Annotated in this window: 13 protein-coding genes; 7 read left to right on the forward strand and 6 right to left on the reverse strand. The window is 62.6% G+C overall.

Features of this window, described 5'->3' with window-relative positions; translation table 11 throughout:
* Window positions 1-171: 171 nt before the first annotated feature.
* The 4 genes from DLM86_RS02705 to DLM86_RS02720 are packed head-to-tail and all read left to right on the forward strand — an operon-like array spanning window position 172 to window position 3,715.
* Complete coding sequence (locus DLM86_RS02705) at window positions 172-1,065, forward strand: helix-turn-helix transcriptional regulator (protein WP_110838406.1); 894 nt, start codon at window positions 172-174, stop codon at window positions 1,063-1,065.
* A gap of 19 nt (window positions 1,066-1,084) precedes the next feature.
* Window positions 1,085-1,906, forward strand: coding sequence for an SDR family oxidoreductase (locus tag DLM86_RS02710; protein WP_110838407.1), 822 nt, complete (start codon window positions 1,085-1,087; stop codon window positions 1,904-1,906).
* A gap of 28 nt (window positions 1,907-1,934) precedes the next feature.
* Window positions 1,935-2,894 (forward strand): ATP-binding cassette domain-containing protein, encoded by a 960-nt coding sequence (locus DLM86_RS02715; RefSeq protein ID WP_110838408.1) that lies wholly within the window; start codon window positions 1,935-1,937, stop codon window positions 2,892-2,894.
* Entirely contained in the window at window positions 2,891-3,715 is an 825-nt protein-coding gene (locus DLM86_RS02720; RefSeq protein WP_110838409.1) for an ABC transporter permease, read from the forward strand. The genes DLM86_RS02715 and DLM86_RS02720 overlap by 4 nt, the downstream gene beginning before the upstream one ends.
* Window positions 3,716-3,778: 63 nt before the next feature.
* Here DLM86_RS02720 and DLM86_RS02725 read toward each other — a convergent pair whose 3' ends face one another.
* Both DLM86_RS02725 and DLM86_RS02730 read right to left on the reverse strand, forming a co-directional pair.
* Window positions 3,779-5,119, reverse strand: coding sequence for a sensor histidine kinase (locus DLM86_RS02725; protein WP_110838410.1), 1,341 nt, complete (start codon window positions 5,117-5,119; stop codon window positions 3,779-3,781).
* Window positions 5,116-5,802, reverse strand: a complete 687-nt coding sequence (locus DLM86_RS02730) for a response regulator transcription factor (protein WP_110838411.1) — start codon at window positions 5,800-5,802, stop codon at window positions 5,116-5,118. The genes DLM86_RS02725 and DLM86_RS02730 overlap by 4 nt, the downstream gene beginning before the upstream one ends.
* Window positions 5,803-5,983: 181 nt before the next feature.
* On the opposite strand from DLM86_RS02730, the gene DLM86_RS02735 reads away from it, so the two are divergent.
* Window positions 5,984-6,388: a DUF6223 family protein gene (locus DLM86_RS02735; RefSeq protein ID WP_110838412.1), complete on the forward strand. Its 405-nt coding sequence runs from the start codon at window positions 5,984-5,986 to the stop codon at window positions 6,386-6,388.
* A 46-nt stretch (window positions 6,389-6,434) separates the two neighbouring features.
* Window positions 6,435-6,818, forward strand: a complete 384-nt coding sequence (locus DLM86_RS02740; RefSeq protein WP_110838413.1) for a VOC family protein — start codon at window positions 6,435-6,437, stop codon at window positions 6,816-6,818.
* A gap of 121 nt (window positions 6,819-6,939) precedes the next feature.
* Here the strand turns inward: DLM86_RS02740 and DLM86_RS02745 are convergent, their stop codons facing one another.
* Complete coding sequence (locus tag DLM86_RS02745) at window positions 6,940-13,806, reverse strand: SpoIID/LytB domain-containing protein (protein WP_245954334.1); 6,867 nt, start codon at window positions 13,804-13,806, stop codon at window positions 6,940-6,942.
* Between the two features lie 315 nt (window positions 13,807-14,121).
* Between DLM86_RS02745 and DLM86_RS02750 the strand changes: the two genes are divergently transcribed.
* Entirely contained in the window at window positions 14,122-18,147 is a 4,026-nt protein-coding gene (locus DLM86_RS02750) for an S-layer homology domain-containing protein (protein WP_245954335.1), read from the forward strand.
* A 69-nt stretch (window positions 18,148-18,216) separates the two neighbouring features.
* Here the strand turns inward: DLM86_RS02750 and DLM86_RS02755 are convergent, their stop codons facing one another.
* The 3 genes from DLM86_RS02755 to DLM86_RS02765 all read right to left on the reverse strand — a co-directional run bounded on the left by DLM86_RS02755 (window position 18,217) and on the right by DLM86_RS02765 (window position 22,907).
* A complete protein-coding gene (locus tag DLM86_RS02755) occupies window positions 18,217-18,990 on the reverse strand; it encodes a hypothetical protein (protein WP_110838416.1) in 774 nt (257 codons plus the stop codon).
* 219 nt (window positions 18,991-19,209) lie between these two features.
* Window positions 19,210-20,160, reverse strand: coding sequence for an N-acetylneuraminate lyase (locus tag DLM86_RS02760; protein WP_245954309.1), 951 nt, complete (start codon window positions 20,158-20,160; stop codon window positions 19,210-19,212).
* Between the two features lie 41 nt (window positions 20,161-20,201).
* The gene (locus DLM86_RS02765; protein ID WP_211326469.1) at window positions 20,202-22,907 is read right to left on the reverse strand and encodes a sialidase family protein; all 2,706 of its coding nucleotides are present in this window, start codon (window positions 22,905-22,907) and stop codon (window positions 20,202-20,204) included.
* Window positions 22,908-22,923 lie beyond the last annotated feature (16 nt).

Here is a 22,923-nt window from a genome sequence, read left to right on the forward strand (position 1 = left end):
GAAAACGGAATGCGAATCCTCTATTGGTGGTAGACGACGAAGCGCCCGCGCGGGTTCAAGCCGGCAACGGAGAACCCTCTTTTTTTAATCCCATTCTAATCCTGACAACCAAGATGTCATAATCGATGCACTATACTTTCGAATAGACGGAGAAAGGCGAGGGACGACAAGATGAGACTCGATCGCATGCTCGGCATTACGATGGAATTGCTGACGAACAAGCGGGTAACGGCCGCACAGCTGGCGGCCCGGTTCGAGGTTTCCGTGCGCACAATCTACCGGGACGTGGAGCTGATCAATCAAGCCGGCATTCCCGTCGCGTCGTTTGCGGGCGCGGACGGCGGCTTCGAGCTGATGGACGGTTTCTTCTTGACCAAGCAGCATTTCTCCGTCGAGGACTTCTCGGTCATCTACCATTTGCTGAAGAGCATGGATGGAGCCGCCGGAGGCGCCTTCGCCGCGGTAAGGCGCAAGCTCGGCAGCCTGCATCCGGCTCTGACGAATGGAGGAAGCGCCGAAACCGTTTTATTCGATTTAAGCACGACGGAGAGCGAGAAGGCGGTCGTGCAGCCGCTCTGCGAAGCGATCCGACAAACGAACCCGATTGCCTTCTCCTATACGAGCGCTAACGGCACGGTTTCGCACAGGCAAGTGGAGCCTCTCCGCCTTTACTGGGGGCGCGGAGCCTGGTATTTGGAGGGGTACTGTCTGACGCGCCACGCGAAGCGGTTGTTTCGCCTATCCCGCATGGCGGAGCTTCAAGTATCCGGGGAAACGTTTCGGCCGAGGGAGGCGTTCGACGAGCCCCCTCAAGAACAGCCGCAGGGGACGCCGCTTCATCTGCGCTTCGACCGGAACGCCCAACCCCGGGTGTTCGAGCAGTTTCCGGGCGAATGCGTCGATCAGGGCACCCACATCGACGTGCACACGATTTTTTATCAAAAAGAGTACGCGCTCTCCGTCGTGTTAAGCTACGGGGCGAAGGTGGAGATCGTGTCTCCCGAAGAGCTGAAGGGCGATTTATTGCAAACGATAGCCGACATTCAACAACGTTATCGAACATGACGAACGGAGGAAGCGTATCATGACCATTTTGGTAACAGGAGCCACGGGAACGGTCGGACGGCACGTCGCGGAGCAGCTCGTTCGAAGAGGACTCCCGACGAGGGCGCTGTCGCGCAATCCGGCGCAAGCGAGACTGCCGGAGGGGCTCGACGTCGCGGCGGGCAATTTGAATGTGCCGGAAACGATTCGAGACGCTTTGCAAGGAGTGACGTCGCTGTATTTGATCTTGTCCAGCGATAACGCGAACGCCGACTTGCAAACCGATCTCAAAATCGTCGAAATGGCCGAGGAGGCCGGCGTGCGGCGTATCGTCGCCTTGCTGGACTATGAAGGAAACCCTATCGAGCAAGCTTTGAAGCAGAGCGGCTTGGAGTGGACGCTGCTCAAGCCCGTCGAATTCATGGCCAACGCGCTGGCGGATTGGCGGGAATCGATCCGGACGGAGGGCGTCGTCCGCGAGCCGTTCGGTCATGCGTTGAGCGCCCGGGTGCACGAAGCGGATATCGCCGCCGTCGCCGTCGAGGCGCTGACGGGAGACGGCCATCACGGCCAAAGCTACTATATCACGGGGCCGGAGGCTCTATCCCGCGTGGACGCCGTCAACATGATTGCCGAAGCAATCGGCAAGGAGATCCGGTTCGAGGAATGGACGGAGGAGCAGGCCAGGAGCCGGTGGAAGGAGCAGGGGTACGGCGAGGCCGATATCGAGTTTTTCGTCGCAATGGGGAAAAACCCTCCCGAGATCGGCTACTCGGTGCTGCCTACCGTGGAGCGAGTGACCGGCAGGCCGGCCAAAACGTTCGCCGAATGGGCGGCGGAGCATAAACGCGACTTTATGTAAATCTCGCCCCGAAAGGAGGAGGCCGCACATGTCTTATGCGATCGAAGCGAGGGACCTCCGAAAGTCCTTCGGCGGCGTCGAGGCGGCGAAAGGAATTCGTCTGCAGGTCGAACAGGGCGAGCTGTTCGCCCTGCTCGGGCCGAACGGCGCCGGGAAAACGACGACCGTCCATATGCTCTCCACGCTCCTGAAGCCGGACGGAGGAACCGCACGGGTAGCCGGCTACGACGTCGTGAAGGAAGCGCGGGACGTCCGGAAGCGAATCAGCGTCACCGGGCAGTTCGCCGCCCTGGACGATCGATTGACGGGCTTGGACAATTTGTTCCTTATCGGCAGACTGTACGGCTATTCCAAAAAAGAAGCGCGATCGTTAGCCGAGGAGCTCATCGCATCGTTCGGGCTGGAGGAGGCCGGGCACCGCGCCGTCGACACTTATTCCGGGGGCATGCGGCGGCGGCTGGATATCGCCGCGAGCGTCGTCCATCGGCCCGAGCTGCTGTTCTTGGACGAGCCTACGACGGGACTGGATCCCGAAAGCCGCATGCAGGTATGGGAGACGGTCCGGCTGCTCTTGAAGCTCGGCACGACGGTGGTGTTAACGACCCAATACTTGGAGGAGGCCGATCGGCTCGCCGACCGGGTCGCCGTCCTGCATCGCGGAACTGTCATTGCCGAAGGGACGCCCGATCAACTGAAAGCTTCCATCGGAAGCAAAACGCTGTCGATCCGGCTGACCGAGCTTCGCGACGGCGAACAAGAAACGATCGACAGGCTGCTGGCGAACGAATACCAACTGACCGCCTGCCCGGATGCCGATCCGCTCGTCTATAAAATACCCGCCCCGGAAGCCGATATGGCCGTTCATATCCTTCATAAGCTGGTCGAGCACGGCGTCCCGGTCGGCCGGTTTTCGCTCGACGAGCCGACTCTTGACGAGGCGTTCCTCGCCTTAATCCGCTCGGGGCGGCGAGAGGAGGACGCTACATGAACGCGGGCCGTCAACACCAAACGGAAGCCATATTGCGGGGAAGATCCGCACCCGGAAGCCCGAGCGCTTGGAGCGCGACGACGGCGTTCCTCTGGAGATCGCTTCGGCACGCGAAAAGTCAATCGTTCGATTTCGTCCTGGAAGTCGTCGTCTCCCCCGTCCTGATGCTGCTGATTTTTACCGTTTTGTTCGGCGGGGCCGTCGCCGGGTCGACGGAAGCGTACATTCCCTATTTGCTGCCGGGCGTGCTCGTATTGACGGTCGTACCCATGACCGTCTATAGCGGCACCTCGATTTGTTCGGATATCGCCAAAGGGGTGTACAATCGGTTTCGAACGATGCCGTTCTGGCAGCCCGCCTCCGTGCTCGGCCTTGTCGTCGCGGACGGATTGCGGTACGTCGTCGCCTTGCTGGCGGCTTTCGGCGCGGGGCTGCTGCTGGGCTTTCGTCCGGAAGGCGGCATGGCGGGAGCCGTTTTGTCGATGCTGTTTATCGTCCTGTTCGCCTTCAGCGCGAGCTGGATCTTTTCCGCGATCGGCGTCATGGCCGCCCGCCCCGAGACGGTATCGGGATCGAGCATGATCGTCGTGTACCCGCTCCTGTTCGCCAGCAATATTCTGGTCGATTCGGCCACCATGCCGCCATGGATCGGACGGATCGTCGATTGGAATCCGGTCAGCGTGGCGGTGTCCGCGGCGAGAGGCTTGATGGCCGGAACGGCGAGCGCTTCCGTCGTAGCGGCGGGCATCGGCGTCTGCTTGCTGTTCGTCGCCGTTTTCGCCCCGCTCACATTTTACTTGTACTTGACCAAAAAGCAATAAAACCAAGGGGATGTTCGTGTCGAACGTCTGCGACACAGCATCCCCTTGACCGCTTCCGATGGATCAATCGCAAGGCAGTTGCACCGTAAACCGGGTGCCGCGACCAACCTCGCTTTGTACCGAAATGAAGCCTTGATGCGCCTCGACAAATTCTTTTGCAATCGCAAGCCCCAAACCCATGCCGCCCGTATGACGGGAACGCGATTCTTCAACGCGATAAAAACGGTCGAACAGGAAGGGGAGTTGCTCCGCCGGGATACCGACTCCGGTATCCTCAATATCGACGACCGCCAATCGCGACCCGTCCCGGGACCGATCCGTCATCCGGATCGAAATGCTTCCCCCGGACGGGGTATACCGCACGGCATTGGTCAACACATTATAAAATACTTGCGTAATCCGGTTCGGATCGACGAACGCCATCGTTTTTTGAGCGGGATACGACCGAACGATGCCGATCTTTCGTTCATCCGCTTCCGGCTTTACCCTATCGATAATCCGATCCAGCAAGGGGACCAGATCGGTCGGGGATCGGTCCAACCGCAATTTGCCCGCCTCGGCCAGCGTTAGCTGGTGGAGATCGTCGACAAGCATGGATAAACGGATCACTTCATCCTGTATAGGCAGCAAGGTTTCCGGAGGAACGTCCCGCCCCCCCTCCTGTATGACCTCCAGCTTGCATTGAATATTGGAAAGCGGCGTCCTAAGCTCATGCGCCACATCGGCCGTCAAATTTTTGCGTACTTCTTCCGCTCGCAATAACTGCTGCGCCATATGATTGAGCGTTTCGGTCACTTTCCCGAATTCATCTCTTGTTGTCACGGGAATGCGAATGCGAAGGTCTCCCGCCGCTATTTTTTGTATGGCGGGGATGAGGCGGTTCAGGGGCTGCGTTAACCTCCTGGTTAACCATACGCCGAGAAGCAGTGCAACGATTCCGGTCAAGATCGGTACCCTGAAACTCGAGGTGCGCATGGAGTCCAGAATATGCGTCTTAATCAAGTAACCTTCGGTCGTTTCCCACCTATCGGCATAAACCGTGCCGACCGTCTTTCCGTTTACAAGGACCGTATTCCGTTTCCCCTGCCCGATCAACGACCCGGGGTCGCCCGATCCCGTATAGAACAAGAGGCTGCCATCGGGAGACAATAGAGCGATCTCGCGTTGATCCGGACTCCGCTGCTCCAGCTCGTCCGACAGCTTCATGTCCTCTATGCCTTCCCAGGAGTTGTCATGCTCTTTATAGTAGCTTTCAAACGGCCATGTCGTTTTTTCTTTGAAGTAATCTTCAAACCGGTTTTTTAAGTATCCGTGGGTCGCCCCGAAGTAACCGAGCGTGACGAAAAGAACCAGGACCGCCATCGCTCCGAACAGCTTATCTCCGATGCACCACCGCACGTTCATAGCTTGTCACCGAATCGATAACCGAATCCGAACACGGTTTGAATATAGGTCGGAACCGCCGGATCGCTCTCGATCTTTTTCCGCAAATTGCTGATATGGGAATCGATCGTGCGCTCGTAGTTGATGAAATCGTTTTCCATGACCGATTTCATCAGCTGAAGCCGGCTGAATACAATACCGGGTTTGGCGGCCAACGTCATCAATAATTTGTATTCCGTCGGCGTAAGAACAATTTCCGCGCCATCCTTCAAAACTTGGCATTTCGATTCGATAAGCGTCAAGTCTCCCCTTACCATCGTCTGAATTTCTTCGGATTTCCCCTGAATGCGGCGCAATACGGAACGGATTCTGGCCGCCAGCTCTCTCAAGCTATAAGGCTTTGTCATGTAATCGTCGGCCCCGATTTCCAGCCCGATAATTTTGTCCGTTTCCTCCGTTTTGGCCGTCAGCATGATGATTCCGTAAGACCCCATGGACCGAAGTTCGCGGCAAACGTCAAGGCCGCTCATTCCCGGAAGCATCCAGTCCAGCACGACCAAAGCCGGACGCTCCGTCCGTGCTGCAGTCAGCGCTTCCAAGCCCGTCGTGGCGCACACGATCCGGAACCCTTCATTTTGCAAATAGGAAGCCGTCGCCTCGAGCATTTTCACTTCATCGTCTACCAGAAGTAAAGTTGTTTCCATCCGAATCTCGCTTCTTTCCGCCGTTTTTTACTCGTATTATAGCTTAATTTTTATGCAAAAAAGCAATCGCCATGAAAAAAGGATACGATCTCCACAAGTCCTTGACACGGGCTTGATAAACTACGTTTAGCGCACGGGAGGAACGCCTCTCATTCCCATCATTTAGAGGAGGAACAGACCTATGAACATGAAGCTCGTTTCATTCGCAATCCTTTGTACACTTCTGCTTGTGCCGACGATTGCCTTTGCCGAAGCGACCGACGGTACTGTCGGATACGGATTTACCCCAGGGCGACTCAGAGCCATTGCGGCCGCGGTGGTGGGGCTGATCAGCGTGGTCGTCGGCGGGCTGTCGCTGGCCCGCTCCGCCGGTCGTTGGGGTGCCGGAAGCGGGCGAGCCGGCGCCTTCGCCGCCGCGGGACTGGGGCTGATCGGCATCGTCCTCGCCGGGCTGCATCTGGCCAACTCCACCGGCGGTTTCGGCACCGGCAACGGACGGGCCGGGGCCATCGTGGCCATCGTGCTGGGAATGATCGGCATGATCGTCGCCGGGTTCGCCGTGCTCCGCTCCCGCCGCACCGGCTGACTTGGATTTTGAAACCGGGGAATGGAAACGGTAAGGAGGAGAAAAAATGGCCCCTGTTCGGGTACGTTACATCGTCGACGATGTTGATGCGACTATCGCATTTTATACACGGTATCTTGACTTCATGGTCACGGCACATCCCGCACCCGGCTTTGCCGTTTTGCAGCGGGGCGGCTTGAATCTTCTCGTGAATGCCAAAAACGGTCCGGGCGGCGCGGTTCAAGCCATGCCGGACGGGCGAAAGCCGGAGCCCGGCGGCTGGAATCGAATTCAAATCGAGGTCGATGACCTTGGCGGTTTAGTCGATACCTTGCGTCGAGCCGGGTTACGTTTCCGCAATGATATGGTCGCAGGTTTTGGCGGCAAGCAGATCTTACTGGAGGACCCTTCGGGTAATCCTATCGAGCTCTTCGAGCCGCCGGGTACATGAACCTTGTTTCGTTCGAAGGGAGGGTTGCTGCCACCATTCGATAACGCAAAGGGTATACGAAAAAGCTCTTTCGAACCGGAGTTCGAAAGAGCTTTTCGTTTGCCGCGGACGATAGCCGCGCTTATTTCCGGACCGGAATGACGACGGCGACGCTCCATGCCGTCTTCGTGCCGTATTGCGCCCGGACCGTGACGACGCCCGCCTTGTGCGCGCGGAGCGTGCCCGACGCGTCGACCGACGCGACGGACGGGTCGCTGCTCGTATACGTCACGCCTTCCGTCGGCTGCCGGACGGTGCCGTCCCAATAACGCGCCGTTACGGACAGCTGGGCCGTCTCGCCCGCCTTCAACGGCTTCACCGGCGGCATGGTCAGCACGAGAATCGACGACGTCACCTGAACGTCGGCGGATGCCGAGAAGCCGTTCCACGCGGCGGTGACGGTCGTCCCTCCCCGATCGAGCGCCGTCACGACGCCGTTCAAGTCGACCGTGGCGACGGACGGCTTCGAGCTCGCGAACGCGACGCCCGATCCGGCCGGCAGCGGGACGGTGCCGCCGTCCGAGTAAACCGCCCGTACGACCGTAGCCGTCCGGTCGCCCTCCTTCATCGGTGCGATCGGATCGATCCGGATGCCGACGAGCTTCGGGCTCACCTGCAGCTCGTAGCTCGCCCGCTGCCCTTGATAAGCGGCCGCAATCTCCGTCGTGCCCGGCTGAAGCGCCGTCACGACGCCGTTCCCGTCGACGGAGGCGACCTGCGGGTTCGAGCTCGTGTAGACCGCGCCGTACGTCACCCGCGTAACCGTACCGTCGGCGTATACCGCGTTCAGCACCGACGCTTTCGTCTCCCCGACGATCATCGGAGCCAGGCCGTCCAGCCGCAAGCCGGTAAACGGCGGATCGATCCGGACGTCGAACGTCGCCGTCCGTCCTTGATACGTCGCGCTAATCGTCGCCGTGCCGTAGCCGCTCGCCGTCACGAGGCCGGACCCCGAGACGCCGGCCGCTTGCGGATTGCCGCTTGTGAACGTGACGCCCGCCGTTATTTTGCCGCTGCTGCCGTCCGAGTAGAGCGCCGTAACCGTCGCCTGCTTCGACTCGCCCGGCTTCATCGCCGCGGCCAAGCCGTCGATACGGATGCCGGTCAGCTCGAGCTTCGGTCCGTTGATCGGCACCAGCGACATGCCGTTGTAATACGCGTCGAGAATCCGGTCGAAGCTCCAGCCTTTGCCGCCGAGCATCGACGCGCCGTATTGGCTCATCCCGACGCCGTGGCCGTTGCCTCCGCCGTAGAACGTCACGCCGGTAACGGCGCCGCTCGCGTCCTTCGCCAAGTCGAACGTGAAGAACGCGGAGTACAGAATGCTCGGGTTGCGAAGCGTCCCCGCCGGATCGTAATCCGTCGAGCCGCCCTTCGCCCGGTAAGCGAGCACGTCGGCCCCGCCGGTGTACGTCTTGCTCGGACGGATCGTGAAGCGGATGTTGTACTCCTTGACGATCTTGTACGTGCCGGTCGTGCCTTCGACGACCAGCTCCGTAATATTGCCGCCTTGCCCACGGCCCGCCACGTACATGTTCTTCAGCGTTCCGATGCCCGCCGCCGGAATCGGCTTGCTGACGAAGCCGCCGTCGTCCGCGCGGGTCAGGATGAACAGCGGATCGGCGGCATACCGGCCCGCCAAGTTCGCATTGATCGTCTTCTCCAGCTCCGCCCGGCTGAGCGATACTTTCCAGCGGAAGTACAGCGATTCGGAATCGTAGCCGGTATGCGACAGCGTCTTGTAAAATGCGTTCAGCTGCGCTTCGTCGTGCGTATCGAGCTGAAGCAGCTTCGACGGATCGGCCGGATCGTACGTATAGCTGCGCCCCGTCAAATACGGCACCGGCGTGCCCGGGAACGCATTCGTTCCGCTGTCCGCCCATACCTCGTGCTTCGAAGCCCCGAAGCCGCCCGACGTCGAGTAAAATCTCGCGTCGACGAGCCCGCCTCCGCTGCGCATGATGAGACCGGACGTTTCGTTGACCGCCTGCGTCGTCAAGTCGAATTCGGCCTGGTTGTTGTACACTTGGCTGAGCGTGCTGTCGTCGATATGGAAGCCTTTGTCGGCGAACCGGCTGCTTTCGTAGTCGGTGAGCGCGTACGTGCGCGCCGCGACCGCCTGCGCCTTCAGCGCCTCCAGTCCGAACGACACCGGCATTTCGCTCGGCACGACCTGGTACAAGTATTGCTCCATCCCGACTTCGTTCACGACGCGAAGCTTGTCGCGGGAAGGCGACAGCGTCAGCTCGAGCGTCCCCCGGTACTGAGGCTTGCCGTGAGCCCGGGTAATCGACGCGATCTGGACGAGCCCCGCTTCGGCCGCCGCCGCTGCGTAGAGCCGGTTCGCGGTCCGGTACAGCTCCGCGCCGCCGGACGTCACTTTCAGTTGTCCCGCTTCCGGCGTCAGCACGACCGGCGTATCGGCCGGGACGTCGAACGTGCGGCCTGCGATTTTGTCGGTCAGCCGGATACCGGAAACCGACCGGAGCTCGACCGACGGATGATCGATCTGCGTCATGTCGGCGATGTTGCTGATGTCTTTGCGGATGCCGACGCGCATGCCGTCGACCGGCGTCTCGCCGTCGATCAGCAGCTTGTACACTTGGCCCGCCTTGTTCCGGTATGCGGATACGTTGGTCGCCCCGACCATGACGTCGCCGAGCGTCGCCTGCCGCGTAACGCCGTTCGCCGTTTGGAAGACGACGAGTCCCGGAGACAGCGGCAGCGAGCCGGTCAGCTCCGGCTCGATCGTGCGGGCGGCCGTGTCCTTGGCCATGATTTTCTCGCGGATGGACGGCGCTTCATACGGCGCCACTTGCAGCGCAACCGACGCGGACTTGCCGCCGTAAACCGCCTTGACGACCGTCTGCCCTTCGCCGAGCGCCGTCACGATGCCGCCCGCGGAGACGACCGCGACGTTCGCATCCTCCGTCGAATACGCCACGCCGCTCGAGATCGGCACGCGGGTGCCGTCGATCAGCACGTAGCTGGTCGTCGCCTGCAGCGCGTCGCCTACGCTCATCGGCGTCAAGCCGGACAGCTCCAGCTCCTCGCCGGCGGGCGCGTCGACGACTTGGATCGTCGTTTGCGCTTCCCGATTGCCGGCCTTCACCGTAATCGCCGCCGTGCCGGCCGCCTTCGCCTTTACGACGCCTTGACCGTCGACCTCGGCTACCGCCGGATCGCTCGACACCCATTCCGTCTTGAACGGCGCGCCGACCGGAAGCGTGATCGGCTCGTTCGTGCTCGTCATGAACTTGCCGTCCGCGACGAGCGCCGCTTGCCCGCCGATGCCAAGCTTCGCCGGAGCGTTCCGGAACGAAATCGATTCGAGCAGCGGGACGACGTCCCACTCGACCGACGCATCGTCGATGCGGACGTTCAAATAATGATAGAAGCCGCCCTTCTCCGCCGGAATGTGCGTATATTTGCCGCCTCCGCCGGAGATGACGTAGTCGACGCCCTGGACTTTCTTATGCAAGTACGCGTGCAGGTCGCCGCTGAACACGACCACGTTCGTATCCGGGTGCGAGCTCTTGAAGCCGCCGAGCAGGTCGTAAAATTTTTGCGCTTCGACGGGATCGTTGAACCCGTGCCCGGTTTTGAAATCTTCGCCCTCCGCGCTGATCTCGTCCGGCGGCACGTGCATGAAGACGAACACGTTGCGCTGCTCCGTCGATTCGAGCACTTGGGCGAGCCACGGCCATTGCGAGGCGTCCGAGCCGGTAATCGTGTTGTTCGCCGAGTCGAGGCCGATGATCCGGGTATTGCCGTAGTCGTACAGATAAGTCGGCTCGCCGAACGTCCGCTGGTAGTTGAGGCGGGAGCCGGTGCCGGAAATTTCGTGGTTGCCGATGCTGACCACGTAAGGCGCGTCGAACAGGTTCATGTTCTGCACCGCCGTCGCGTAGTTCGCCGCCGTATCGTTCTCCACGATGTCGCCGGTGTAGCCGATCAGCTCCGACGATTCGGCGTTGATCCGGTTGATCTGCTCCCGGAGCAGGATGTCCGCCGCCGTCTGGCCTTGGCCGGCCGTGTAATAGCCGCCGTCGCCGATGACGCTCATCTGGAACTTGTTCGGATCGGCCGGCTGGCCGAGCGGCGCGCCGACCGTGAAGCTCCATGCGATCGAAGCGGCGTTGCCCGCCTTGTCCGCGGCGGTCGCCTTCACCGCGTGCGTTGAATTCGGCTGCAGCTTGGCGGGAGCCGTGTAGTACAGCGTGCCGCTCGCCTCGTCGTACTCGTGCGGCACGACCGCTCCGTCCAGCTCGAGCGCCAGCTTCGTCGGATCGACGCCGGTGTAGCCGTCGGTCGCCTTCACCGCCAGCCGCGGCTGCTCGGTGCGCGTCGTGATGCCGTCCATCGGCGCGATCACGGCCAGCGACGGCGCTTCCGTATCCGGTCCCGTATAGACGGTGAAGCTCCATGCCGCATTCGGCACGGCCGGGTTGCCCGCCTTGTCGGAGGCGTCGACCGCGACCGCGTACGTTCCGTCCGCGAGGGCGGCCGCCGGCGTGTAGGAGACTTTGCCGCTCGCGGCATCGTAGAGATGCGGTACGACCGTCCCGTTCAGCTTCATGACGATCAAGCCCGGATCGACGCCTTGTCCTTCGTCGGCGACGCGCAGGGAAATTTCCGGCCGATTCGTATACACCTTCGCGTTCGGAGCGGGAGCGAGGCCCGAGAACGCCGGTCCTTCGAGATCTTCCCCGATATCGCTGTACACCGCCCGCAGCTGGTCGAAATAAACCGCTCCGGCGTTTTTGTTCGCGTTGCTCGTCTCGACGACGTATACTTGCGTCAGCCGGAGCGGAAGCGCCATTCCCGTCGGGATGTCGGCGGTTACGTACTTCCAGCCCGTCCAGTTCAATTCTCCGGTGCCGGTAAAATCGATCGGCTTCTTCGTCCCGGTTCCGTCCTGCACTTGGCCGCGCAGCCAATGCTTATTGCCGTCCCCGTACACCCAGACGCCGATCTTCGTCGGGTAATCCTCGATCGGCTTGCCGGCCGCGCCGGCGGCGTCCTTGAAGTTCATATAGGCGGCGGACGTCCCGATCGTCCCCGTGAAATCGTACGACAGCTTCGCCGCGTGCGTGCCGTACCGGACCGGGTTCGGACGGCTCGTCAAGTCGAGCTTGACCGAGTTCGCTCTCGCCGAAGAAACCGCGATGTCCGACAGCTCCTCGAAATCTTCCAGCACGATCGGCGGCTTGCCGACGTTCACGGACGCCTCCGCCTGAACGTTTCCGTACGATGCTTTCACTTTGCCTGCCACCACCTGATTCGTTGCGGTCAGCACGCCCGCAGCGGACAACGTGCCGATGCCGCCTTCCGCGCTCCACGTCAGCCGCTCCGGCGATACGATCAGCTCGCGGCCCTCCGCGTCGAACGCGCGGGCGACGAACGTCTGCGTCGCACCCGGGTTGACGACCGCCGGGCTCGGCGACAGCGTCAGCCGGGCGACCGCCGTCACGACGTCGACCGCCACTTGCGCCGATACGGTGCCGGAGCGAACCGTCACGCTGCCGGTACCCGGCGCGGCGGCCGCGGCGAACGTCCCGTCGCCCGCGATCGTCCCGATCGCCGCATCCGCCTGCCAGACGAGCGAGGCGGCGTCGACCGGGACGCCGTTATACGAGGCGTCCTGCCCTTTCGCGCCGAATCGGACCGTGCTGCCCGCGACGACGCGGATCGGGCCTTTCGGCTGCGGCACGAGCGTCGCCAGCTCCGTCACCGGCGCGGTCGACACGACGGCGAGCGAGTTCGAATTGGCGCGCTCGTAGCCGTCCGACGGCGAATTGACGACGGAAATTTCCGTATCCCCGGGGAGGCGGACCGCATACGTCGTCGAGCCGCCGCCGTCGACGTTGATCGCCTTCTCCATGCCGAGCTCCTCCAAGTAACGCGCCCCTTCGGACAGCGTTACCCCGTCGCTGTATGTCGGCTGACGGCCGTCGAACGTCAGCACATACAGCTTGCCGGCCTTCGCCGCGACGAACGTGCGCGGATGGCGGTCGTTGTCCGCCAGCGCCTCCGGCGTCGCCGCGCCGTTCTCGACGAGCATGACGCCGCCCGACACCGCTTGGACGGCGTCGTTCAGCCCTTTGTCGAAGCCGAGGCGGAACGTCAGCGTGCGCCCGACCGCCGCGTTCGCGCGCAGCCAGTCGGCGTCCGCTCCCGCTGCGGACAGAACGAGCTTGCCCGGCGGAATCGCGCTGTTGCCCGCCTCCGCGACCGATTCGACCACGGCCTCGATCGGACGATCGAGCTCGAGCTTCGCCCCCGCGGCGGGCGCGAGCACAAGCTCGACGCCGCCCGCCGCCGATTTCGTCGTGGCGCTGAACTTGTCCGAGTACAGCACCATTTGCCCGGAGGCGGCACGCACCCGGTTAACGCCGGCGAGCGGCTTCGTCGCGCCGCCGGCCGCGGTCACCGTGCCGGAGAACGCGATGCTTTTCTCGATCGCGAACGTTCCGTCCGCCTTGACGGACAATGCCGAACGCGTCGTCGGCGGAGCGGTGATCAGCTCGCCGTTCGTCACTTGCAGCCCGACCGGAATGCCGGCATAGGCGGGATCGGTATTGTAAAAGTCCATATTGAACGCGCCTACGACCCGGTGCCCGTCGCGGTCGATTTGCTTCGCCTGGTTGCGAACCGTATCGAGCGCCACGACCTTGCCTTTCGGCGACGTCGTCTCGAGCCGGATGACCGGATTCGCCGGGTCGATCTCCAGCATGTTCACTTCTTCGACATGCCCTCCGCCCGCAAGCGTCATCGACGTATGGCGGACGCCGGGCGCCACGACGAAACCGTCCTGCCGGACGACCGTGAAGCCCGACGGCTCCGACGCCGCGTACGCCGGCGTTCCGAAAGCGGCGAGACAGCTCCCCGCCAGCAGCGCGACGGCAAGGGCGGCGTGAACGTTTTTGCGGACCGCAGCCATGGTCACTTTCAATTCAAATCCCTCCTCGTTTGTTTATGAATCCGTTTACATTCTGATGCGGACGATTGTGCGGCGTCCGGCGCGAAGTACGGGGCACCTCCTTTCGACAACTGAAACAAAATTTCATCAATTACTCATAAAAAAGTTTATATTGTTTCCAAAAACTTGTACATAGCGAACGGTGTCTTTATTTGTTGAACGATGAAACGTTTTGGTAAAAACGATCGGGGAATTAACGAAAGTAAATATCGGATCGACATTCGATTTGCTACAATCGGATCTTGAAACGAAGAAGCGCAAAGGAGGAACCCGCATTTGAAAGTGGGCAGAGCCATCGTGATGACGCTTGCGGCCGCCGCTATCGCAGGTTCGTTCGGTCCGATCGCGAAGCGGGCGGAGGCGGCTGCACCGCTGAAGGTGAAGACGGTCAACGACGTCTTGGAGCTTCGGGTCGACGGCAATCGGATCGTCTATGCGGATAACGTATCGACGGGCACCCGTAACGTTTACGTCTACGACTTGACCCGTTCGGAGGAGCGGCTGATCGCGGGCCCCTCGGCGGCCGATAGGCCGGTTCTGTCGGGAAACCGGGTCGTCTGGACGGAGCATTCGCTGATGTGGACCGCCGATCTGAGCGAGCCGAGTCCGACGCCGCGCCGCCTGACCGATCGGACGGTAAGCTCGGAATTTTTTCCCGATATCGACGGAACGAAGGTGGTTTACTGGAACTTTACGGGCCCCGAAAAGGAAATGCGCTTGTACGATTTGGCCTCTTCGACGGACACCCTGATAGCGGAAAACACCAACGGCATGCCGAAAATAGACGGCGACCGCGTCGCGTGGATCGCCTCCGTCACCGGCGGTGCCGCGATCTATCTGTACGACGCAACGGCTCAAACCGTCGTGCCGATCGTGACGAATTCGTCGAATATGCGAAATCTCGAACTATCCGGCGATCGGATCGTTTGGGAGGACGAACGCAACGGCAACCCGGACATTTATATGTACGATTTGTCCTCGCATACCGAAACCAGGATCACGAACAACGCCTCGATCCAGCAAAAGCCGTCCATATTCGGCGACAAGATCGTGTGGGAAGACCGGCGGGGAGGCAACCCGGACGTCTATATGTACGACCTGACGGCCCGGAAGGAATACAGGCTGATCGCGACCAACGCCAGCGAGATGATTCCGTTTATCGACGGGGATAAGATCGTTTGGCTCGACTACCGGTACTTGACCAGCGATATTTACGCGTATACGTATCGCCCGCCGATTGCGGCGGACGGCTCCATCGCCACGAACGAGGATACGCCGTACAGCGGAACGCTCTCCGCCGCCGACCCCGACGGCGATAGTTTGACGTACCAGATCTCGTCGAACGGCGCAAAGGGAACGGCCGTCATCACGAATCCGGCGACGGGGGCATTCACGTACACGCCGTCCCCGGACATGAACGGCACCGACTCGTTTACGTTTACGGCAAAAGACGGCATCGCCGAGTCGAATGCCGCCGTCGTCTCCGTCACGATTCATCCGGTCCAGGACGCCCCGACGATTACGGACGTGCCGGACCAGACGATCGACGAGGACGGCGCGACCGCCGCTCTGCCGATTACGATCGGGGACGCGGAGTCCGACGCCGCCGCGTTGACGCTGACGGCCGCTTCGAGCAACCCGGCGCTCGTTCCGCCCGGCGGCATCGTGCTCGGCGGGTCCGGCGCTTCTCGGACCGTCAAGGTGACGCCCGCGGCCAACGCCTCCGGCACCGCGACGATCACGCTGACCGTGAGCGACGGGACGCTGACCGCGACGGACTCGTTCGTCGTTACGGTTAATCCCGTCAACGACCCGCCGACGATTTCCAACGTCGCCGATCTGACGATCGACGAGGACGGCGCGACCGCCTCGATCCCGTTCACCGTCGGTGACGTCGACGACGATCCGGACTCCTTGACTATCGCGATCGAATCCGATCAGGCCGAGTTGCTCCCCGTAACCGGCATCGTCTACGGCGGCAGCGGCCCGGATCGAACGTTGAAGCTGACTCCGGCGATCGGCCGGTCCGGGAGCGCCCGGGTTACCGTCCGCGTCGGCGACGGCAAGTCGGAGGCGGCCGCCTCGTTCGTCTTGACCGTAACGGCCGCGCCGAGACCGGTCGCCGTCACGTCCTCCGTTTACGGCGGCAGTTTCGGAGCCGGCCGGACTGTTCCGATCGAAGTCGAGTTCAGCGAAGCCGTCGATGTGGCGGGCGTTCCTTTATTGAAGCTGGAAACCGGCGAAACGGACCGCTACGCGATTTACGATACCGGAAGCGGCACCGAGACGCTAACCTTCGTCTATACGGTCGTGCCGGGCGACGACTCGATGCGCCTTGACTATGCCGGGGCGGACGCCTTGGAGCGAAACGGCGGCTCGATCGCCGGGACCGAACGGCACGATGCGGCCAAGCTCACGCTTCCCTCGCCGGGCTCGGCCGGATCGCTCGGAGCCGGGAGCTCGATCGTCATCGATACGACGCCTCCGGAAGCGCCGACGTTCGATGCCGACGTAACGGGCCCGACGAATCAAAGCGTGACGGTCACCGTGTACTACCCGGCCGACGCAGTGCTTCGGCAGTACCGCTTCGATACCGATCCCGAGGGCGTATACCGGTCCGGCGGCGCGACCGTCACCGAGACCGTTTACGGCAACGTCGCACTCTTCGCCAGGGCCCGGGACGAGGCCGGCAATTGGAGTGCGGAAGCCGGTTACCGGGTCGGCAACATCGATCTGGATTCGCCCTTACCGCCGGTCATTACCGCCTTCCCGACGACAGTAACGAACGGGACGGTGACGCTGTCGGTTTATTATCCGGCCGATGCGGCGACCCGGCTGTACAAAGTCGGATCGACCGGACCGTACCAAGATTATGCCGGACCGGTTGTCCTGACGGAGAACGATACGTTGTTCGCCGTAGGAGCGGATGCCGCCGGCAATCGGAGCGGGGAGGTCAGCCTCACCGTCGGGAACATCGACCGCCTGCCGCCGCGCGGCACGATCGCGATCAACGGCGGAGCGGCCGCAACCGCCGATCCCCGCGTATCGGTCGCCGCCGCCGCGACGGACGAAGGAGTCGCGGGCTTGGATGCGATCCGTTTGTCCGAGGACGGCGTCCACTGGGGCGATTGGGAGGCGCTCCGGCCGGCGAGGGAGATGACGTTATCCGCCGGCGACGGCACGCGGACGGTATACGCGCAATTCCGGGATGCCGCCGGCAACGTAAGCGGGCCGGCTTCCGCCTCCATCCTGCTGGATACCCGAGCGATGAACGATTTATCCGCGCTCGTCCTGACCGGCGCGGACCTTCGCCCCGGCTTCCACCGCATGCAGACGGCGTATACGGCGGAAACGCCCTACGACGTCCCGACCGTAACGGTCTCCGCAGCGGCGGCAAGCGACTTGGCCCGGATCGCGATCCAGGGGCGGCAAGCGGAAAACGGCGAAGCCAGGACGATCGCCTTGACGGAAGGAAGCAACGAAATTCGCTTGGACGTGTCGAGCGAGTATGCGGAGCCCAAAACGTATCGGATCACGATTATCCGCAATGCGAAGCCCGAACCCGCCCCCGAACCCGATCCCGAATCCGCTCCCGAATCCGATCCTTCAGACGGAATCGGATCGGAAAACGGCACGCCGGCCGGCGGTTCTTCGGGCGCGTCGCCCGGATTACCCGGCACCGGAGCCGGCAGCAATCCTCCGTCCGTGCCGGGAGGCTCCGCCGGCGTTCCGGAAAGCCCGGCCGAACCGGAAAAAGCGGCGTACGCCCAAGGCTACGAGGACGGCACGTTCCGGCCGGACCGGCCGCTTACCCGGGCGGAAGGAGCCGCCATGCTGGCCCGCCTTCTCGGCGAAAACGATGCGGCGGCCCCGCCGGCCGTCTTCACGGATACGTCCGGACATTGGGCGCGGCCGTTCATCGAGCGGCTCGTCCGGGAACGGATCACCGACGGTTACGAGGACGGCACGTTCCGGCCCGATCGGCCGTTGACGAGGGCCGAGCTCGTGGCAATCCTCGTCAAGTACCGGAAATGGCCGCTGGCGGAAGCCGCCCAAACCTTCGGTGACCTGAACGGGCATTGGGCCGCCCCTTACGTGGCGACCGCCCGGCAAGCCGGACTCGTGGACGGCTACGGGGACGGTACGTTCCGGCCGGATTCGGCTATCACCCGCGCGGAGATGGTCGTCATCCTGAACCGGATGCTCGGCCGCAAGCCGATGCCGGCAAGCCAATCCGCCTGGACGGACGTGTCCGCCGACCACTGGGCGGCCGGCGACATCGCATCCGCCTCGCAGCCCGCCCCCTGATACGCTCGATACGAAAACCGCGGTACCGGATCGACCGGCACCGCGGTTTTCGCCATTCGAAGGACGTTTCTAGATGATAATTTGGAAAGCTTCCACATTACATCCCATACCTTTAACAATGAGTACGTTTTTTTCTTCATCGCTGCCCAGTACTTTAAAGGTCACTTCGGCCGGACGTTTTAGGCTTATATAATATGTTCCCGGCGGCACTTCTTCGCCATCCGATCCGGTATGATCCCAGCTGGCTGCCGCGCTAAATCCGAAATTGCTCGGAATGACTCCGGAAAGCGGCGGCAGCGGGCGGCTGTACACGACTTGGCCTGACTCATCTTTAACTTCAAAAGTTAACTCTATCGGTTCTACCGTAATATCGTCCGGCATCAGGTTATGGACTCGAAATGTAAAATGGTACGTATCGGTCGTGCTGTCGGCGTTCCGGGTTTGACTAGGCATGATGTAGAACGGGAAGTGGTTCGGCCTGCAAATGTCTTGGCTCTTGGGGAACACCGTTTCCGTCGGTTCCAGCGTCCATTGAATCGGAGCTGCCCCCTGAATAATATCGATCTTGTGCACGCCGGTTTCGTCCGACGGAGGCACGTATTCGACCGTCGCCCCCATGTTCTCCGCAAACGTACGAAGCGGAACGTAAGCCTTGTCGTTGTAGTTGAGAATGCCGTCTTCGCCCGTCCCGTCGATTGTTCGGCTTCCATTTCCATCATGAATCGTAACCGTACTCGGAAACAGCACTCCATAGACCGCACGCGAAGGGACTCCCGCCGTTAAGACCAGGAGCGCAAGGCAGCTAAGAAACCCGGACATCCATTTTTTCACTTTTTTACACATCCTTTCTTCCCCCTCATTATGACGAATAAGAACGCGATTTGGGTGCAGAAAGAACGTCTTCCCTATCTTAAAAAACGCCCGGCCAACGCAAAAAAAGCCGGGAATGAACGGAAGGGCGGGCTCCGTTATCCCCGGGCAAAAAAGTAAATCTCAAAAGCCCCTTAGCTTGAACGGGCATAATACGGACTTCCGCAATCCGCTTTCGCCCCCGTCCCCCCGTCAAGCCGGGGAGCGTTCCTCCCGGCCGGCGGCGCTGCGCCGCAGCGTGCCGCTCTGCGCATAGAACGCCTCGATCGCCCGGCGCTCCTCCGGCGTGAATTGCGTCAACGGCCGGCGCACGGTCGGAGTCGCGATGACGCCTTGCAAATAGAGCACAAGCTTCTCGTAAGGGATGACGTCATAGCGCAGCATGTGCGCGATGACCGCGTTCGCTTCCGTCTGCGCCTCGCGAACGGACGACCAGTCCCCTCCCGCCATGTCGCGGTAAAAACTCGCGAACAAATCCGGCATCATGTTGAACGTGCTGCCGATCGCCCCGTCCGCCCCCATCAGGCCGCCTCCGGCGAACACTTCGTCGTGGCCGTTCCAGATCAGGAAATCGTCGCCGCAGCGCGCCCGGATTTGCTGCAGCTCGAACAGGTTGAGCGAGGTAAACTTGACGCCGATGCAGGAAGGGCGGCTTGCCATATCCTCGTAAAAATCGAGCGAAAGCTGCACCCCCGTCGCCCCCGGGAAATGGTACACGATCATCGGAAGCGGCGTCGCGGCCATGATCGTCTCGTAATGGTCGCGAATTTGCTTCATCGACGCCTTGTAGTAGAACGGGACGACCGCGGAAACCGCGTCGGCGCCCGCCCGTTCCGCGTGCCGCGCCAGCCGGACGCTGTCCGACGTGCCGATGCACCCCACGTGAGCGACGATCGCGGCCTGCTCGCCCGCCGCCTCCTCGACGACCGTCTCGAGCACGCCCATTCGCTCCTCGACTGTCAGAAGAAACGCCTCTCCCGTGCTGCCGCCCACATAAAAGCGGCGAATGCCGCGATCGAGCTGGTGCCGGACGAGCCGGCGGAGCGACTCCGCATCGACCGTCCCCCGTTCGTCCATCGGCGTCAGCAGCGCCGTCATCATGCCTTTGAATTTCTCGTTATGCCGCGATGTTGTCATGGTCATCCATCCCTCTCCCGGCTCGAATCCGGTCTTGGTCTATATCCTCACTCCGAACGGTCGTGCGGGACGGCGACAATCGCCGTGCCGACCGCTTGAAGTCCCGCGTTGTCGGTCGCTTCGTACACGATCTCGTACGTGCGCCCCGCTCCGTTCCCCGCCCGCTCGGCGCGAAGCCGGAATTCCCGGTCGTCCGTGCCGTACGCCGCGTCCGACACCGCCGTCTCGTCCGGCTCGCTCCCCGCGATCGAGACGAGCTTGACGGACGCCACGCCGGAGGCGCCGTCCTCCGCCTCGACGGCCATCGCGACCGGCACGAGCTTCCCGTTCGGCGGCCACAGCACCGCGCGGTCGGGCACGACGCGAATGGCCGGCGCCGTTTTGTCGATGCGCACCGTCACGGTACGAACCGGCTCCGCGTTGCCCGCCCGGTCGACGCTCCGGTAGTCGATCGCGGTCGCTCCCTCTGCGGCGACCGCAATCGGGCCCTCGTACGCCGTCCACGCTCCGCCGTTCAGCCGGTACTCCGTCCGGGCGACGCCGGACCGGTCGTCCGTGGCGGACAACGCGACCGTGACGTCGCCGACGTACCAGCCGTTCGCCCCTCCCGGCTCGTCGGGGGTGACGGCCGCCTCCGTAGCCGGAGGCACCGCATCGCCGCCACCCTCATACAGCTTCAGCGATTCCCCCGCGGTCAACGCGTTCCGGTACAGCCGAAAATCGTCCATATAGCCGTACCAATCGCGATTCCCGACCGTCCCTTTGTCGAACCCGACGAGCGGAGGCAATGCCGCGTTCGTCACGTTCATCTGTGCCCCGTCGTAGCGGACCGAGGTTGCCGCCAGCCTGCCGTTCACGTAAATTTTGTTGACCGACCCGTCGCGGACCGCCGCCAGGTGCGTCCAGACGCCCGCTTTGACGAGCCCGGCCGGCGTGGCCACGCCTACCTCGCTTCCGGACGGCAGCCCGGACATGTTCATGCGGACCGCGCCGTTTTTCTCGACGGCGAACCACCATTGCGGCAGCCCTCTCCCCGCTTGGCCGTACCAATACACGATGTGCCGCTGCTGGACGAGCGCCTCGGGCTTCACCCAGACCGAGAGCGAGAAATCGCCGGCGCCGGGGTGCAAATCCTCCTCGTTCGCGATCTCCACGGACGCCCGCTGCCCGTTCAAATACAACGCCGCTCCCGCCAGGCCGGCACCGGCCCGGATTTCCGCTCCCGCGCCGAGCAGCCCCGCATGTCCGCCGCCGGTCAAATCCGGCACGGCGCCGTCCGCTCCCGCCGCTTCGAAAGTCCAATGCAGCTTCAGCTCCGGCCGCTCCCGCGTCCGGTCGAGCCGGATCGCGTACGTACGGACGCGCGGCCCGAGCTTCGCCTGCACCGAGATCGCGTCCAAGCCGCCGAGCGCGACGGTCGTCGCCGTACCGGCCGGCGCCGGCTTTCCGTTTACCGCGACGACCGTTTCACCGCGCGCCGTCACCGACGTAACCGTCAGCTCCTCGACGTCGCGGTACAGCTCGAGACGGTATTCCCCGATGTCGCCCCGGAATACGGGTGATAGCTCGCCCTCGGAGAAGACGAGGTCGTCCAGGTCCGGCTCGACGGTCGACATCCATTCGAGATTGAACGAGGCGAACATGATTTTGTCGTATGCGGTGTACATTCCCCCTTCGAACAGCAGGCCGACGTTCCCGTCGGGCAGGACGGTCAGGGACGAATAAGCCGCGTTTCCCCGGTAAGCCGTCTTCGACACCGTCCACGTCCGGCCGTCGTCGTAGCTGATCCGCACCGTCATCGTCGTCCGCTTGCCGGTTTCGGCCGGGTTCGCGAACAGCAGCATCCGGTCGCCGGCCGCGTTGTCGGCGGGCTTGTAGCGGACGATGCTCGCTTCGCAAATCGGGTCGATCAGCACCGGATCGTACGCGATCGGCGACCAGGTCGCCCCCTGATCGGCGCTCGTGACGACGGCGCGCCGTTTCAGCTCCTGGTTTTTCGACAACCGGTCGTTGCGCATGAGCGTGCCGTCGGTCAGCTCGACGACGGTCGCCTCGTTCAGCCCGTCGGGCAGCCGACCGCTCTCGTACCACGTCGCGCCATGATCGTCGCTTTGGATGTTGCGGCCGATCGCCGGAATGACGAGCCGGCCTTTCGCCGGGCCGTGCCTCAGCTGGATGCCGATGCCCGGTCCCGTGGCGTCCCATCGCGTATCCGGCCGCTGCACCTCCGCGAACCGGTTCGCCGGAGCGGACCATGTCGCGCCGTCGTCATCGCTGTACGCGCTCCAGACGGTACGGACGCCGCGGCTCGTCCCGTTGTTGATCTCCTCGATCGTGTCGTCGCCGTAATTGTGGGTCAGAAACAGCCAGACGCGCCCCGTCTCCTCGTCCTGCACCGCCGTCGGATTGCCGCACGTATCGGTCCCCATGTCGCAGACGACCTGCATCGGCTGCCACGTGCGTCCTCCGTCGAAGCTCCGCTTCAGCACCGTATCGATATCGCCCGTGTCGGAGGCGCTGTTCCGGCGCCCTTCGGCGAACGCCAGCACCGTTCCCGAGCGGGTCGTCAAGACGGACGGAATGCGAAACGTATGGTAGCCTTCCGTCCCCGCCACGTACAGATCGGTCGATTCGTAAACCGGCTCCGCCCCTGCCGACGCCGACGCTTCGGCCAAGCGATCTCCCCCCGTCCACGATAATGGCGCCGCGACCAGCGCAAGCAGCGCCGCGGCAAGCAGCCTTCGTTTGCCCACTCGCCTCATGCCCCTT

It is taken from the genome of Paenibacillus flagellatus, from assembly GCF_003217775.1.
In the GTDB taxonomy this organism is placed as follows: Bacteria; Bacillota; Bacilli; order Paenibacillales; family NBRC-103111; genus Paenibacillus_AB; species Paenibacillus_AB flagellatus.